We start from the raw sequence: 15,000 nt of genomic DNA on the forward strand, positions 1-15,000 counted from the left end.
CACCGACTCACCGTTTTCGGACATCAATGGGACGGCGACGAAGCGGCCTCCGCGGGGTTCAGGATCGGCAGCAGGGTCCGCGGATTGCCGTCGTTCGGCGCGGGCGCGATGCCCAGCAGGCGCGCCAGCAGCGGATACACGTCCACATTGTCGAAGCCGGGCACGCTGACGCCCTGCCGGAACGCCGGCCCGCGCGCCAGGAAGATTGCCCGCATCGACGGCGCGGCCGGGTCGTAACCGTGCGAACCGCCGCCCTTCCAGCCGTTGCGGCGCCAGCGCTCGACCGCCTCGCGCTTCACCAGCAGCCAGCCTTCGTCGGCCTGGCAGACGATCGCCGGCACGCGCGGATGGGTGCCGTAGTGCCAGCGCGCCGGCATGTCCTGCTTGCGCCAGCATTCGGCGTGATCGCGACGGCCGAGCAACTGCCGCTCGGCGGCGGCCTCGCGCCCGGGGCGGGGATTGAAACCGACCACCTGGCCGACGGTGACGGCCTGCGCATCGTCCGGCGATACCCGATCCTCGATGGTCATCACGCGTTCGGGCGAGGTCGCGGCCATGCCGTGATCGGACACCACGATGAGGTTCACGCGACCGCGTTCGCCACGGGCGTCGATGCCATCGACGAGCTGGCCGATGGCGGCGTCGAGCGCCTTCAGGGTGTCTTCGACATTGGACGAGGCCGGACCGCTGTCATGGCCCGCGGTGTCGACATGTTCGAAGTACAGGGTGATCAGGCGCGGGCGTTCGGCGGCGGGAAGATCCAGCCACGCCTGCACCTGGCGCACGCGGTCGTCGATGGCGAAGGCTTTGTCGAACGGGAACCACTGGGTGGGGCGGACGCCCTGCACGGCGGCCTCGGAGCCCGGCCAGAACATGGTCGCGGTGTGCAGGCCGGCCTTCTCGGCGCCCACCCAGATCGGTTCGCCGCTCCACCAGCGCGCATCGCCGACCGCCTCGCGATCGCTGAGCGAAAAATTGCCCAGGTGCTCGTCGGTCATCGTGTTGCTGATGATGCCGTGGTGATCCGGACGCAGGCCGGTGACCAGGGTGTAGTGGTTGGGGAAGGTCAGCGAGGGGTAGGACGGATTCATCCACTCGGCGCGCACGCCCTCCCGGGCCAGCCGGGCGAGGTTCGGGGTGATGCCGCGTTGCAGGTACTCGGCGCGGACCCCGTCGAGCGAGATCAGCAGCAGGGTGGCCGGTTCTTGGGAAGGAGCGGAGACAGGGTGCGGAGCGCGGGTCGCGCAGCCGGCCGACAGCAGCAGTGCGGCGGCCAGCCACGCGGCCCTGACGAATGGCAGGCGCATGGAAGGACGGAAAGGGAATGGAATGCCGCAGAGCTTGGCAGGTTTCGGAGAACTTCGCATGACAACGGGTCTACGGCTTTCGTGCCTGCCGCTGCTGGCGGTCATTGCGGCGGGCGTCCCCGCCGCCGAGCCTCCACCCGCCGCGGCTTCGGCGGACGAGGCGCGCTGCGCGGTGTGGGCGCGGGAGCTGGGATTCGCCGACGCCCTGGCCCGGCATGACGCTGCCGCCTTCGCCGGCTTCCTCCACGCCGACGCGGTGTTCGGGGTCGGTCACCAGCCGACCCGCGGCCGCACCGCCATCGTGGCCGACTGGACGCCGCTGATCGAAGGCAAGGCGCTGGAACTGCGCTGGTACCCGGAGCGGGTGTCGGTGGGCGGCGATGGCCGGACCGCGTATTCCAGCGGCCCGGCGCTGTACCGGAACCCGACGGACGGCAGCTTCCGGCTGGGACGCTTTGGTTCGGTCTGGCAGCAGGATGCCGACGGCCAGTGGCGGGTGATCTTCGACGATGGCATCCGCCCGACCCCGATCGACGAGGCCGGTGCGAAGGCGTTCGAGGCCGGTCGGCGCGATACCTGCCCGGCGGCCTGACCCGGCGTCCCGCGGCCTGGCCAGTCGCGTGGCGCAGGCCACGACCGGGACGGCGCAGGAAAACCGGATCCGCATGCGGCGCGGCATCGTGACCCAGGCCGGTGGTGACAGATCCCGTCGGGTGACAACCGCCGCCCGCGCGGATGAAGGTCTCCAGCGCCTGCTGCTGTTCGGCATCCAGGATATCGCCGGTGGTGTTGACGAAGACCACCCGCGACAGGGCCGCAGCCGATCCGGCGAGAACACCGCGGCATCCTCGCCGGCATCCGCTCGCGGTGAGTTTGGGCGGGCGAAATCGCGCGGCATCTCCACTGCCATGGGAATGGATGCATGCCGGCCGCCGGCGGTCTTGCCGGGATCAGGATGCGCGTTGGCGTCGCAAGTGCGGCCATCGGCACGCCGCACAGCACGAACGCGAGGAACAGGGTGAATCGTCGGGACGTCATCGCGCGGGTCTGCCACGCTGCGTTCGTTGCAGGCGCAACGATGCTGCACTGCGGTTTTGCCGACGCGGGACGATGACCTAGGCTGGATGCCAGGAGTTTCTCCCACGCCGGACGCGTCTCTCTCCCAAGAGGTCCTCCATGCGCCATTGGCCTATCCGTGCCAGGTGTTTCCTGGTCGGATGCTTCCTGTCATTGCCGACCCTGCCGGCATTCTCCGCGCAATCGCAACCCGGCGCGGATGCGCTGCCCGTCTGGTCGATCGGACAGCCAAAGGAGAACCGCTACGTGTCCGCGCATGGCCTGCGCGCATTCGCGGGCGGCTACTCGGAGGACGGGCTGGAGATATGGACGTTTCCGTTGCAACTGGCATTGGACTATCGCCTCGTCTTCGTCATCGATGGCCGGAGCGAAGACGCCCTGGCGTACCTGGCATCGGCGGACGTGGATCCGCTGGGAGCGACCCGCCACTATGCCGGCCCCGGTTTCACGGTGCGCGAGCGCATCGAGACGCGCGGCCGGCATCCTGGCGTCATCATCCGCTACCAGGTGGAAGGAAAGCCGGTCGACCTGCGCGCGCGTTTCCGCCCGTCGCTCAACCTGATGTGGCCGGCGGCGGTCGGGGGACAGGAGCTGGCGTGGGATGCGCAGGCGAAGGGATTTCTCGTCGGCGAGCCCCGCAGGCAATTCCGTGCGCTGGTGGCTTCGCCGCAGGCCACGGCGCACTCCGAACCGAACAACGATCGGCGCGGCAGCGAGTTCGGCCTGCCGCTGTTCCTGCAACTGGCGCCACAACCCTGTGGCGCACGGCGCTGCGCCGAACTGGTGTTCGCCGGCCAGAGCGAGCGGGACGAGGACGTGCATGCCACCGTGGCCGCGTTGCGGCACGCTCCGGGCGAAGAGGATGCCGCGCGCTTCCGGCCCGCCGGGCAACTGCGCATCACCACCCCGGATGCGGCCGCCAATCGCGCGCTGCGATGGGCGCAGATCGCGCTGGAGCAGGCCTGGACCTGCAATGCGCGGCTGGGCTGCGGGCTGGTGGCCGGATACGGGCCTTCGCATGGCGCACGCCGGCCACAGTACGCGTGGTACTTCGCCGGTGACGGACTGGTTGGCACGCGCGCGCTGATCCACGAAGGCCGCTTCGAGCGCGCGGCGGAGGAACTGGCTTTCATCCTGCGCTACCAGCATCCGGACAACGGGATGATCTGGCACGAGATGTCGCAGAGCGCGGGTTTCCTGGACTGGGCCGGCGACTATCCATACATGTACGTACACGTGGACATCGCTTTCGATTTCATCAGCGTGCTGGGCGAGTACCTGCACGCCAGCGGCGATCATGCCTTCCTGCGCCGGCATTGGCCGGCCATCCTCAAGGCCTATCGCTATTGCGTGTCCACGCTGGATCCGGGCGATGGGCTGCCGCGCGTGCCGGCGGACAAGATGAGCGCGAACGAACAGGATCGCCTGACCGACGAGCTGACCCTGTCGGCGGCCTGGGTCGAGGCCGCATCGGCGATGTCGCGGCTGGCAAAGGCGCAGGGGGACGCGGAACTGGCACGCGAGGCCGGCGAGGCCGCCGGGCGTGCGCGCCAGAGCCTGCGCGCGCGTTATCGCGACGAGGCCGGCCAGCGCTGGATCAGCGGCTTCACCCACGCCGGCAAGGCCGGTGAAAGCACGTCACCCGCCGATCTGGCGGCGATCCGTTCCGGGGCGGCGACCGGGTCCGAGGCCGAAGCCACGCTGCGGCAGCTGTCCAGTCCGGCCTATCTCACCGCGTGGGGACTGCGCAGCCGGCCGGACACGGCGGCGGACTACGATCCCGAAGCCTATTCGCGCGGCAGCGTCTGGGGCCTGGGCACCGCGATGGCGGCGGAGACCCTGTGGCGCGAAGGCCGGGCGGAGCAGGCCGCGGCGCTGTGGCGCAGTCTGGTGTCGTGGGCGGACGCGGACTCACCCGGGCACATGCATGAAGTCATGCGCGGCGATCGGCCGGGGCCGCAGCGCGAATCGGTGCCGGAACAGACCTGGTCCTCGGCGGCGTTCCTGTCGGCCGCCATCCACGGCATGCTCGGCCTGGACGCGGATGCGCGGGCGAAGCGGTTGCGGTTCGCGCCGCAACCGCCCGCCGGGTGGAATCACCTGGATGTCGACAATGTCCGGCTGGGCGAGGGCCGCATCGATCTCCGCTGGCGCAGGCACGCGGATCGCGTGGACCTGGAGATCGAGAATCGCGGCGCGCCCTTCCTGCTGATCTGGGAGCAGCGCGGCGGCGGGGACGCCGCGCCGCTGGTGATCGAACACCAGGTGGGCGCCGGTAGAACCCGACTGGGCACGCCCTGAGCCGAGGCGTCGAGCGGCCCGTCCCGCAGCGCGGATCCAAGCGGCGCCGCCATGTGGCGGAGCAGCGGAGCAGGCTCCGCCCTCCGCCCTGAATCCAGGCGAGGGCCGGACTACTTCAGATCCACGACCGGCGCGAAGCCACCGAAGATCATCCGCTTGCCATCGAAAGGCATGGGGTTGGCGGCATCCATGCGCGGATCCTCCATCATCTTCTTCATGCCGATGTCGCGGGTGGCCTTGTCCGGCCATTCGATCCAGGAGAACACCACGCTCTCGTCGTCGGTGGCCTTGACCGAGCGGCGGAAATCGGTGACCTCGCCCACGGGAACGTCGTCGCCCCAGCATTCGACGACGCGGATGGCGCCGAGCTCCATGAAAATCGGATCGAACTCCCGGGCATGGGCGATGAACTTTTCCTTGTTGGCATTCGGCACGGCAATGACGAAACCGTCGATGTAGGACATGGTGGTTCTCCTGCGGTCTGGGGTGGGAATGAAAGGTCCGCAACGCGGGCCTTCCCGGGTTCGACGAACGGGCAGGGCGGAAATCGACAGGGGCCGAAACCCTGTTCAGGCAGCCCATCGCCGATCGGCACGCAGGGTTCGGCAGGAGGCGCCTGAAGACGGGGCCGTCGCTCCCGCCGACGCGGGCCTCGCGGTTTCGCCGCCGGCCCTGCCGGTAATATGGACGAAGGCCGGGGGTGCGTCATGGTGCATCGCCGCGAACGCGGAATCACCACGATGAACACGCACGCCCTTGAACAGCGCGTCGGCGACGCACTCGACAATCCGTTCTGGTCCTCGCTGCAAAGCCTGCATCGCGACATCGGACGACATGCCGGCGCGGTGAGCCGCTATCCGGCCGAGTACGCTCCCTTCCTGGGAGTGCCCGCCGCGCATGATGAAGTGGCCGGAGGACTGGAAGCGCTGGTCGCGCCGGGCGAAGCGGTCTACCTGATTGGGGTGGCGCCGGAGCCGCCGCCCGGATGGCGGCTGGAGGCCTTCAGGCCGCTGGCGCAGATGATCCGCACGGCCCCGCTGCCGGTGGCCGATGGCCCGGAGATACTGCCGTTGGGTGAAGCGCACCGCGCCGATGTGCTGGCGCTGACCGCGCTGGTGTATCCGCACTACTTCCGCGAGCGGACCATGGACATGGGGTGCTACTTCGGCATCTACCAGGACGGTCGCCTGGCCGCGATGATCGGCGAGCGCCTGGGCACCGGCGAGTGTCGCGAGATGAGCGCCATCTGCACCCATCCGGACTTCAACGGCCGCGGCCATGCGGGCCGGCTCACCGCCATGCTCGCCAATGACACCCTTGCGCGCGGCGCGCTGCCGTTCCTGCACGTCAGCCACGAGAATCCGCGCGCGCTCGGCCTGTACGAGCGGCTGGGTTTCCGGCATCGCCGCGATATCGGGTTCTGGTCGCTGCGGCGCGCGTGATGCTGCCCAGGCCAGCGATTGTCATGTTCCTGTCATTTCATCGCAGCAGGATCTTCATGAAACCGTAAAGCGCGCCCATGCCGGACGCGCCGGGCAAGGGCGGACGCATGAAGATCAAGGCTTGGGTGTTGGCGGGACTGGTGATGGCATGGACGCCGGCGGTTTTCGCGCAACAGGCGCCGCACGTGAACATCGAGCAGCGGCTCACGCCCGAACAGATGCGTGACACCGGGCTGGATCAACTCACGCCGGCGCAACTGGAACTGCTCAACCGCCTGCTCGGTGAACAGGTCGAGGCACGCGCGCAGGAGCGCGCCGAGGTGATCGCCCGCAGCCAGCCACCGGCGCGTCCGCGCGACGAAGGCTCCCTCATCGGCCTGAACGACGAGCCCATCCATGCGCGCCTGAAAGGCACCGTGGCCGGCTGGGAGCCGGGCACCGTGTTCGAACTGGACAACGGCCAGCAGTGGAAGGTGCTGAAAGGCAGGATGAAGCTGTCGCGGCCGCTGGAATCCCCGGAGATCGTGGTGGTGCCGGGCGTGGCCGGCCGCTGGTTCCTGCAGGTCGAGGAGGACACGCCGAAGGCGCGTGTCTATCGGATCGACTGAACTGCCGCGTCCTTGACGTTTCCGCGACATCACCGCGCGGACGATGACCGCAGGCACCTCCCCGGAGAACCTGCATGATCGAAGGCATCCCCGCGCCGCCCCAGGTGGCGGCATTCCGCTTCAGCGGCCAGCTCAGCGGCGAGGACTACGACCGCTGCATCGCCGAGATCGAGGCCCGCCTGCACGAATACCGGCGCATCGGCATCTTCACCGATCTCGGCGGCATGACCGGCATCAGCGCCGAGGCGATGGCCAAGGACCTGCGCTACGCGGTGCAGAAACTGGGCGAGTACTCGCGCTTCGCGCGCGCGGCGGTGGTGACCGACAAGCAATGGCTGGGCCGGATCTCCGAACTGGCCGGCCACCTGCTGCCGGCCACGGAAGTGCGCGCCTTCGAACCGGCCGAAGCCGGGCAGGCGCTGGCGTGGGTGGCCGAGGTCGAACCGGAAAGCAACGATCCCGCGTGAACCCGGGGGATTCAGCCCAGCAGCGCACCGACACTGGCGCTGACCGCCGCGCCGAGCAGCAGGAACCCCAGCATCGCGAGCCAGTGCAGCGAGCGGACATAAAAGGTTTTCATCGAATTTCCCGTGCCGGATCCGTGGGGCTTTCCCGGCCTGTTCCGTGGTCCCTGTACGCGCACCAACGCGGCGGAGGGAGGGGGCAGGCCAGCGGCGGCGGGGGAAGCCGACCGGTGGCATGATGGGCCGATGCAAGGCGTGCCGGAACAATTCGAATCCACCCGCGACGCGGCCCAGTTCCGCCACCCGCCACACCGCGCGGGCGTGGAACTGTATCGCGCGCACATCGTCCGCCACGCCTTCGAACCGCATACCCACGAGGCGTTCGGACTGGGCGCCATCGAGTCCGGCGCCGAGCGCTTCCGCTATGCCGGCGCGGATCACCTGGCCGCGGCCGGATCGCTGGTGCTGATGAATCCGGAAACGCTGCATACCGGGCGCGCGGAAACCGAGGACGGCTGGCGCTACCGGATGATCTACCTGGATCGCACGGCGCTGGAGGAGGTGACCGGCGAAACCGGTTGGTGGTTCGCCGATGCGGTGCGCCAGGACGCCAACCGCGCGGCGCGGGTCACCGTGCTGCTGGATGCGCTCTGGTCGGCCACCGAGCCATTGGCCATCGACAGCCTGCTGCTGCGACTGCTGGATACCCTGCGCGATCACGCACGGGTCGGGCGGCCCGCCGCGATGGAGCGGCCCGCACGCTTTTCCGGGGTCATCGACTACCTGCACGCGCACCTGGGCGAGCGGGTGACCCTGGAATCGCTCGCCGCCGTCGCCGGGCTCAGCCCGTTCCATTTCCTGCGCCGGTTCCGCGACCAGTACCACGTCACCCCGCAGCAGATGCTGATGGCGCTGCGCGTGCACGAGGCCAAGCGCAGGCTGGGTGCGGGAGAAGCGCCCGCCGACGTGGCCGCCGCCACCGGCATGGCCGACCAGGCCCACCTGACCCGCGCGTTCGCCCGCCGCTACGGCGTCACCCCGGCGCGCTACCAGCGCCAGGTGCGCGGCTGAGCCGGCGCAATCTGGTGCAAGACGGCGCCGCGGCCGACGCCTAGAGTCGGCCTCTTTCGACCGGGACGAACGATCCGATGTGGGTGGGAACGCTGTACGCGCTGGCGGCCGGGCTGATGTGGGGCCTGGTGTTCGTGGGGCCGCTGCTGCTGCCGGAATACCCGGCCGCCCTGCAATCGGTGGGCCGCTACCTGGCGTTCGGCCTGATCGCGCTGCCGCTGGCCGCTTTCGATCGCGCCGAACTGCGCCGGCTGCGCGGTGCCGACTGGCGTGAGGCGCTCAAGCTCGCCGCGATCGGCAACCTGCTCTATTACTTCTGCCTGGCCAGCGCCATCCAGCGTGCCGGCGCGCCGGTGCCGACCATGATCATCGGCACCTTGCCGGTGGTGATCGCGATCAGCGCCAACCTGCGCAACGGCCATCGCGACGGGCATCTGCCCTGGCGCAAGCTGGCGCCATCGCTGTTGCTGATCGCGCTGGGCATCGCCTGCGTCAACCAGGTGGAACTGCAGGCGCTGCGCGATGACCCGCAGGCCGATCCGTGGCGCTATGCCAGCGGTGCGGCGCTGGCGCTGATCGCGGTGGCTTGCTGGACCTGGTATCCGCTGCGCAACGCCGACTGGCTGCGCGCGCATCCGGACCGCAGTCCGCGCGCCTGGGCGACCGCGCAGGGCGTGGCGATCCTGCCGCTGGCGCTGCTCGGCTATGCGGTGCTGTGGGGCGTGATGACGCTGCGTGGCGCGGATTTCCCGATGCCGCTGGGACCGCGCCCGGAGTTCTTCATCGCCCTGATGGTGGCGATCGGCCTGTTCGCCTCGTGGCTGGGCACGCTGTGCTGGAACCAGGCCAGCCAGCGCCTGCCGACCGCGCTGGCCGGGCAGTTGATCGTGTTCGAGACCCTGGCCGCGCTGGCCTACGCCTTCATGCTGCGCGGGCAGATGCCGCGACCGCTGACCCTGCTGGGCATCGGCCTGCTGATCGCCGGCGTGCTGTGGGCGGTGCGGGTGAAGCCGGAGCCGGTCATCCGCATGGAAGAGGGGCACGGGCTGTAGCGCGCTACCATCGCCGGCAAACCCGGTGGAGGGCGGTGCGATGCGACAGGCAGCGTGGAAAACGGTGGGCGTGCTGTGGGGGGGCCTGCTGCTGGCGCCGTGTGCGCGGGCCGGTGAAACCGAGGATCGACGCGACATCCTGGCGGTGGAGGCCGCGTTGTGCCGGGCTTTCGAGGAGGCCGACACGAAGGCGCTGGAGCGCCATCTGGATCCAGGATTCACGCTCGTTGATTCGCGTGGCGTGGTCACCGATCGCGCGGCCAACCTGGTGGAAGTAGCGAGCCGGGAGCCGCGTTATCGCGTGTTCCGCAACCAGGAACAGCACATCCGCTTGCATGGCGACGCGGCGATCGTCACCGGGGTGACCCACATCGAAGGAGAAGCGCAGGGACAGGCGTTCACCGCCGACTTCCGCTTCACCGATACCTGGATCCGGTATCCGGAAGGCTGGAAGCTGGCGGCGAGCCATGCCAGCCGCTTGCCTGGCAAACCCTAGGCATGCCCCGGCGCGGTGTCGCGCCTGGCCGACCACGCGCTGGACAGCACCCGCCAGGCCGAACGCAGGAACAGCAACAACAGCGCGGCGCCCACCAGCAGGTCCGGCCAGCCGGCGCCGAACAGCCACACGCCGGCGGCGGCGAGCAGCACCGCCAATCCTTCGTACACGTCGTTGCGCGAGCATTCCCAGGCCGAAGCGAGGTTCACGTCGCCGGAACGGTAGGGCGTCAGCAGGCGCAGGCAGATCAGGTTGGCGCCGAGGTTGAGCAGGCCGATCACGCCCATGGTCTCGAACACCGGCACCGCCGGATGGGCCAGGCGCCAGCCGATTTGCGCCGCCACCGCGACGGCCGCGGCCAGGATCAGCAGGCCCTTGAACAGGGCGACCCGCGCCTTGGCGCGCGTGCTGGCGCCGACCACCATCAGGCTCAGCGCGTAGGTGGCGGCATCACCGAGGTTGTCCAGGCTGCCCGACAGCAGCGAGGTCGAATGGCTGTACCAGGCCGCCGCGATCATCAGCAGGAAGGTGGCGGCATTGATCGCCAGCACGATCGACAGCACCCGCCGCTGGCGCGCCTCGAGCGCGGCGACATCGATCGCCTTGCCACAGCCACAGCAGGAATCGGACATGTCGGAAGGCACCTGGAAGACGCGCGGGAGACCAGGCAATTCTAGCGCCGCCGCGATCAGGCCGCCTGGCGCTGGCGCTGGAACAGCACCCGCTCCGGGCGATGCAACGCCATGCCCTGGCCGAAGTCGACCCCCAGCCCGGTCAGGGTGGCGATCATGCCGGCGTTGCCCACCCATTCGGCCACCACGCTCAGGCCGCGCTGGTGGCCGATCTGGGCGATGGCGCTGACGATGGTCCGGCTCATCGCGTCGGTTTCCAGATCGCGGATGAAACTGCCGTCGATCTTGATCACGTCCACCGGCAGGTTCTTGAGGTAGCCGAACGAGGACATGCCGGCACCGAAATCATCCAGCGCGATCCGGCAGCCGGCCTTGCGCAGGCGCTCGATCACCTGCACCACCTTGAGCAGGTTGCGTACCGCCACCGTCTCGGTGATCTCGAAGCACAGTTTCGAGGGCGGCACCCGGTACTCGGCAATCAGGGCGAGGATGAAGTCGGCCAGATCCTCGTCCTCGATGCTGGCGCCGGAGAGATTGATCGCGCACTGCTGCAAGGGACGGCCGTCGGCGTGCAGCTGGCCGAAATGGGTGAGCGCGGCGCGGATCACCCAGCGGTCCACCATCGGCATCAGGCCGTAGCGCTCGGCCGCCGGCAGGAACGCGCCGGGCATGACGATGCGGCCGTCCTCGTCGCGCAGGCGTAGCAGCAGTTCCACCCGCGCGCCTTCCTCGCGACGGCCGTCCAGCGGCACGATCTCCTGGTAGTCCAGCAGCAGGCGCTGTTCCTCCATCGCCCAGCGCAACCGGTTGGCCCATTCCATCTCGCCGTAGCGGCGGGTGGCCTCGTCGTCGTCGCTGTAGACGTGGATGCGGTTGCGCCCGTTTTCCTTGGCCACGTAGCAGGCGGTGTCGGCCCAGGACAGCAGATCCTTCAGGGTGGGATTGTCCTGGTCCACCACCACCACGCCGATGCTGGCGCTGACCGTGTAGGTGCGCTCCTGCCAGACGAACATCTGCGATTCGATGCCGGTGCGCAGGCGCTCGGCCAGGATGCGCGCGCTGGCGGTGTCGACGTCGAAGGCGAGCAGGCCGAACTCGTCGCCGCCCAGGCGCGCTAGCAGGTCGTCGCCGCGCAGTTGCATCCGCATCGCCAGCGCCAGTTGCGCCAGCAACTGATCACCGGCGGTGTGGCCGGACACGTCGTTGATCAGCTTGAACTGATCGAGATCGATGTACAGCAACGCGCAGGACCGGCCGCCGCGGCGCCGTTCGGCCAGGGCCTGTTCGATCCGGCGTTCGAATTCGCGCCGGTTGCACAGTTCGGTCAGCGCATCGTGGGTGGCCTGGTAGCTCAGCCGTTCGGTCAGCTCGCGCTGTTCGGAGATGTCGGTGGCGACCATCAGCAGGCGGGGTTCGTCTTCCATCTCGACCCGCGCGATCGACGCGTTCGCCCAGAACTCGCCGCCCAGGCCGATCAGCAGCGCTTCCACGTTGCCCCAGTAGTCGCCGGTCCGCGCCGGTTGGCGTACCCGTTCGCGGAAGGCGGGATCGGCGAACAGCGCGGTCAACGGCACGCCCGCCGAGACCACGTCGCCCAGGCGCTGCCGCGCGGCCTGGTTGGCATACAGGATGCGGCCATCGCCATCGGACAGCAGCACCAGCGCCGGCAGCAGTTCGTTGAGCGCGCGGAACTGGGCTTCGCTCTGCCGGTACAGCGAACTCATTTCGTGGCCCAGCGCGATCGCGCGCTGGCGGGTGGTGGCCAGCGACCACAGCAGCGCGGCCAGCAACAGGCTGATCACCGGGCCGGCGGTCAGGATCACCTTCAGGCGTTCGCTGTCCGGAGCGACCGGACGCGGCCACAGGCGCAGTTCCCAGCGCCGGCCGCCGAATTCAAGTTGCTCGCGGTAGAGCCTCGCGCCGGCCTCGGCACGGCCCGCGGAATCGAAGAACGGCGACGCATCGGCCGCGTCGAGATCGCGGATGCTGGCCTGGAACATGTCCAGCACCGGTCCCCGCAGGGCGTCGCGCACCAGCGGTTCCAGCCGCAGGCTGACCGCCAGCGCGCCGATCGCGCGCGCGCGCCGCGCGGTCACGCCCACCGGTTCCGGGCCGTCGGAATACACCGGCAGGCGCACCGTCACCCCAAGCCGCTGGCGGTTGCCGGGCGCCGACTGGCGCAGGACGAAGGGCGCGGAAAGCACCACGCTGTTGCTGTCACGGGCGCGTTCCAGCGCCAGCAGGTTCTCGTGCTGGCTGGCGATGTTCAGCCCCAGCAGCACCTCGTTGCCACGGAACGGCGTGATGAACTGGTAGCGGTAGGCCGACTGCCCGCTGGCACCGCCCTCGATGCGCTGCGCGAAGGCGGTCGCCACGCGCGCCGGGCCGATACGCTGGCGCTGCAGGTTCTCGGTAACCTGGGTGAAGCGGATCTGATCCATCCGATCATTGGCCAGGAACACGGTCTGCATGGCGCGCAGTTCGGACGCGACGGTCTGCAACGGCGCGCGCAACTGGCGGACCGCGGCCTGGGCGAGATTCTTCCGCTGCGCATCCGCGCGTTCGTTCAGATCCCGCCATTCGCCCATGGCCAGCCAGGCGGTGAAGGCCAGTCCCGCCAGCAAAACGGCCAATGCCCAGCGCCAGGGGCCGGTGTCGCGTCGCGAATGTTCCGCAGGCGGAGGCACCGTCGCCGACGACGGGCGGGATGACGATGCGATCACGGCATCCACCTGTCCATCGGAATTACGCGTACTCCGGGACACCCGGCCATTCGCGCACGCGCGAAGCCAGTGTGGAGCGGGTGGATGCGGCTGTCGACCCCGGGCCCGCGGTTTCCCCGATGGCAGGCCGTTTGGCTGGGCCCCATGGGGTCTCCCTCAGCGGACACGTCTGGTCCGGTATCGGCGCGGGCGATCGCTTCTTGAGCGGCTGGCGCGAGTGTAAACCCGTCGCAGGCGGGGTTGGTCCTGTTCAGCATCGTGGCAAGTAGGAACGCCGTATAGACGTTGCTGCAATGCAGCGAATCCGGCTTTCGCGTCCGGCATCCCTGGGGCAACCCGCTGTTCTCGCGGCGCCGCGCCATGCAGTGCCGCGTGCGGGGAGTTATCCTCCGCCGCTGTCCGGGCATGGGAATCCGCAATGGCCAGGGTCGTGCTGGCGCCGGCGCTGGCGCGCTGGTTGCCATCCACCGAGGGACATTCCGGCGGCGAGCTGAGCATGCAGCTGGCCGGCGGCAACGTGGACGAACTGTTGCAGGCGGTATTCGCGCGGCATCCTTCCCTGCGTGGCTACGTGCTCGACGAGCACGGCGCGGTACGCCACCACGTCGCGATCTTCATCGACGGCCAATGCCTGCGCGACAAGCGCGATCTTGGCCAACCGGTGGACGCGGATGCCGAACTTTACGTGATGCAGGCGCTGTCGGGAGGCTGACATGTCGGATCGATTGCTGGTGTCTTCGCGCAAGGGACTGTTCATGCTGGGGCGTGACGGCCGCGGCGGTGAATGGCGAATCACCGATACCGCGTTCCTAGGCGACAACGTCGCCCTGGCGCTGGCCGATCCGCGCGATGGCAACTGGTATGCCGCGCTGGACCTGGGCCACTTCGGCGCCAAGCTGCATCGCTCCGGCGATCAGGGCCGGCACTGGGAAGAAGTGGGCGTGCCGGCCTATGCCGAAGGCGATCAGGTCATCCCGGGCGACGGCAAGCCCGCGCAACCGGCGGCGTTGCGCCTGATCTGGTCGCTGGAAGCCGGCGGCGCCGACGAGCCGGGCCGGTTGTGGGCGGGCACGATTCCCGGTGGCCTGTTCCGTTCCGACGATCACGGAAGCAACTGGCAACTCGTGCGCGGACTGTGGGATCGCCCCGAGCGGCAGCAATGGTTCGGCGGCGGCTATGATCATCCCGGCATCCATTCGGTCTGCGTCGATCCGCGTGATCCACGCCGCCTGCAGGTGGCCATTTCCAGCGGCGGCGTATGGCGCAGCGACGATGCCGGTGAAAACTGGACGCAGACCGCGCAGGGCATGATTGCGCGCTACATGCCCGAAGGGCAGCAGGGCGATCCCAACATCCAGGACGTGCATCGCCTGGTGCAGGCGCGCGGCGCGCCGGATGTGTTCTGGGTCCAGCACCACAACGGCGTGTTCCGCAGCACCGCCGGTGGCGGCGACTGGCACGAGATCACCGACGTACCGCCCTCCGTGTTCGGTTTCGCGGTGGCGGTGCATCCAAGCGACGCGGACACGGCCTGGTTCGTCCCGGCGGTGAAGGACGAGAAGCGCTATCCGGTGGATGCGCAACTGGTGGTCGCGCGGACCCGCGATGGCGGCCGCAGTTTCGAAACGCTGCGCGCCGGACTGCCGCAGGGGCAGGCCTACGATCTGGTCTACCGGCATGGCCTGGCGGTGGATGCCAGTGGTGACCGGCTGGCGTTCGGGTCGACCACCGGTGGACTGTGGACCAGCGATGATCAGGGCGATCACTGGCGGCCGCTGGCGGCCAGGCTGCCTCCCATCCATGCGCTGACTTTCGCCTGATCGGCGC

14 protein-coding genes are annotated in these 15,000 nt (G+C 69.2%); 10 read left to right on the forward strand and 4 right to left on the reverse strand.

Annotation, left to right across the window (positions count from 1 at the left end; genetic code table 11):
* Positions 1-23: 23 nt before the first annotated feature.
* Positions 24-1,307, reverse strand: coding sequence for an alkaline phosphatase family protein (locus AC3DE2_RS15345; RefSeq protein WP_488426919.1), 1,284 nt, complete (start codon positions 1,305-1,307; stop codon positions 24-26).
* 58 nt (positions 1,308-1,365) lie between these two features.
* Here AC3DE2_RS15345 and AC3DE2_RS15350 point away from each other — a divergent pair, with 58 nt between their 5' ends.
* Positions 1,366-1,899, forward strand: a complete 534-nt coding sequence (locus AC3DE2_RS15350) for a YybH family protein (protein WP_488426920.1) — start codon at positions 1,366-1,368, stop codon at positions 1,897-1,899.
* A gap of 584 nt (positions 1,900-2,483) precedes the next feature.
* Positions 2,484-4,685 carry an amylo-alpha-1,6-glucosidase gene (locus AC3DE2_RS15355; RefSeq protein ID WP_488426921.1) on the forward strand — a complete coding sequence of 734 codons (2,202 nt, stop codon included), beginning with the start codon at positions 2,484-2,486 and terminating at the stop codon, positions 4,683-4,685.
* A gap of 110 nt (positions 4,686-4,795) precedes the next feature.
* On the opposite strand, the gene AC3DE2_RS15360 is transcribed toward AC3DE2_RS15355, so the two are convergent.
* The gene (locus AC3DE2_RS15360) at positions 4,796-5,149 is read right to left on the reverse strand and encodes a DUF1428 domain-containing protein (protein WP_488426922.1); all 354 of its coding nucleotides are present in this window, start codon (positions 5,147-5,149) and stop codon (positions 4,796-4,798) included.
* A 276-nt stretch (positions 5,150-5,425) separates the two neighbouring features.
* Here AC3DE2_RS15360 and AC3DE2_RS15365 point away from each other — a divergent pair, with 276 nt between their 5' ends.
* From AC3DE2_RS15365 to AC3DE2_RS15390, 6 genes are all read left to right on the forward strand, one after another.
* A complete protein-coding gene (locus AC3DE2_RS15365) occupies positions 5,426-6,127 on the forward strand; it encodes a GNAT family N-acetyltransferase (RefSeq protein WP_488426923.1) in 702 nt (233 codons plus the stop codon).
* A 107-nt stretch (positions 6,128-6,234) separates the two neighbouring features.
* On the forward strand, positions 6,235-6,735 hold the full coding sequence (locus AC3DE2_RS15370; protein ID WP_295376623.1) for a hypothetical protein: 501 nt from the start codon (positions 6,235-6,237) through the stop codon (positions 6,733-6,735).
* 74 nt (positions 6,736-6,809) lie between these two features.
* Positions 6,810-7,202: a SpoIIAA family protein gene (locus AC3DE2_RS15375; RefSeq protein ID WP_295376626.1), complete on the forward strand. Its 393-nt coding sequence runs from the start codon at positions 6,810-6,812 to the stop codon at positions 7,200-7,202.
* Positions 7,203-7,445: 243 nt separating this feature from the next.
* A complete protein-coding gene (locus AC3DE2_RS15380) occupies positions 7,446-8,270 on the forward strand; it encodes an AraC family ligand binding domain-containing protein (protein WP_488426924.1) in 825 nt (274 codons plus the stop codon).
* Positions 8,271-8,347: 77 nt separating this feature from the next.
* A complete protein-coding gene (locus AC3DE2_RS15385; protein ID WP_488426925.1) occupies positions 8,348-9,322 on the forward strand; it encodes a DMT family transporter in 975 nt (324 codons plus the stop codon).
* A gap of 40 nt (positions 9,323-9,362) precedes the next feature.
* Complete coding sequence (locus tag AC3DE2_RS15390) at positions 9,363-9,818, forward strand: nuclear transport factor 2 family protein (RefSeq protein WP_488426926.1); 456 nt, start codon at positions 9,363-9,365, stop codon at positions 9,816-9,818.
* On the opposite strand, the gene AC3DE2_RS15395 is transcribed toward AC3DE2_RS15390, so the two are convergent.
* Both AC3DE2_RS15395 and AC3DE2_RS15400 read right to left on the reverse strand, forming a co-directional pair.
* Complete coding sequence (locus tag AC3DE2_RS15395; RefSeq protein WP_488426927.1) at positions 9,815-10,450, reverse strand: cation efflux transmembrane domain-containing protein; 636 nt, start codon at positions 10,448-10,450, stop codon at positions 9,815-9,817. The genes AC3DE2_RS15390 and AC3DE2_RS15395 overlap by 4 nt on opposite strands.
* Before the next feature lie 56 nt (positions 10,451-10,506).
* Complete coding sequence (locus tag AC3DE2_RS15400) at positions 10,507-13,173, reverse strand: bifunctional diguanylate cyclase/phosphodiesterase (RefSeq protein ID WP_488426928.1); 2,667 nt, start codon at positions 13,171-13,173, stop codon at positions 10,507-10,509.
* 418 nt (positions 13,174-13,591) lie between these two features.
* Here AC3DE2_RS15400 and AC3DE2_RS15405 point away from each other — a divergent pair, with 418 nt between their 5' ends.
* Together AC3DE2_RS15405 and AC3DE2_RS15410 are read left to right on the forward strand one after the other, a co-directional pair.
* Positions 13,592-13,885, forward strand: a complete 294-nt coding sequence (locus AC3DE2_RS15405; RefSeq protein WP_295376640.1) for a MoaD/ThiS family protein — start codon at positions 13,592-13,594, stop codon at positions 13,883-13,885.
* Position 13,886: 1 nt separating this feature from the next.
* Positions 13,887-14,993 (forward strand): WD40/YVTN/BNR-like repeat-containing protein, encoded by a 1,107-nt coding sequence (locus tag AC3DE2_RS15410; protein WP_488426929.1) that lies wholly within the window; start codon positions 13,887-13,889, stop codon positions 14,991-14,993.
* Positions 14,994-15,000 lie beyond the last annotated feature (7 nt).

Source organism: Pseudoxanthomonas sp. 68-E7 (genome assembly GCF_057773145.1).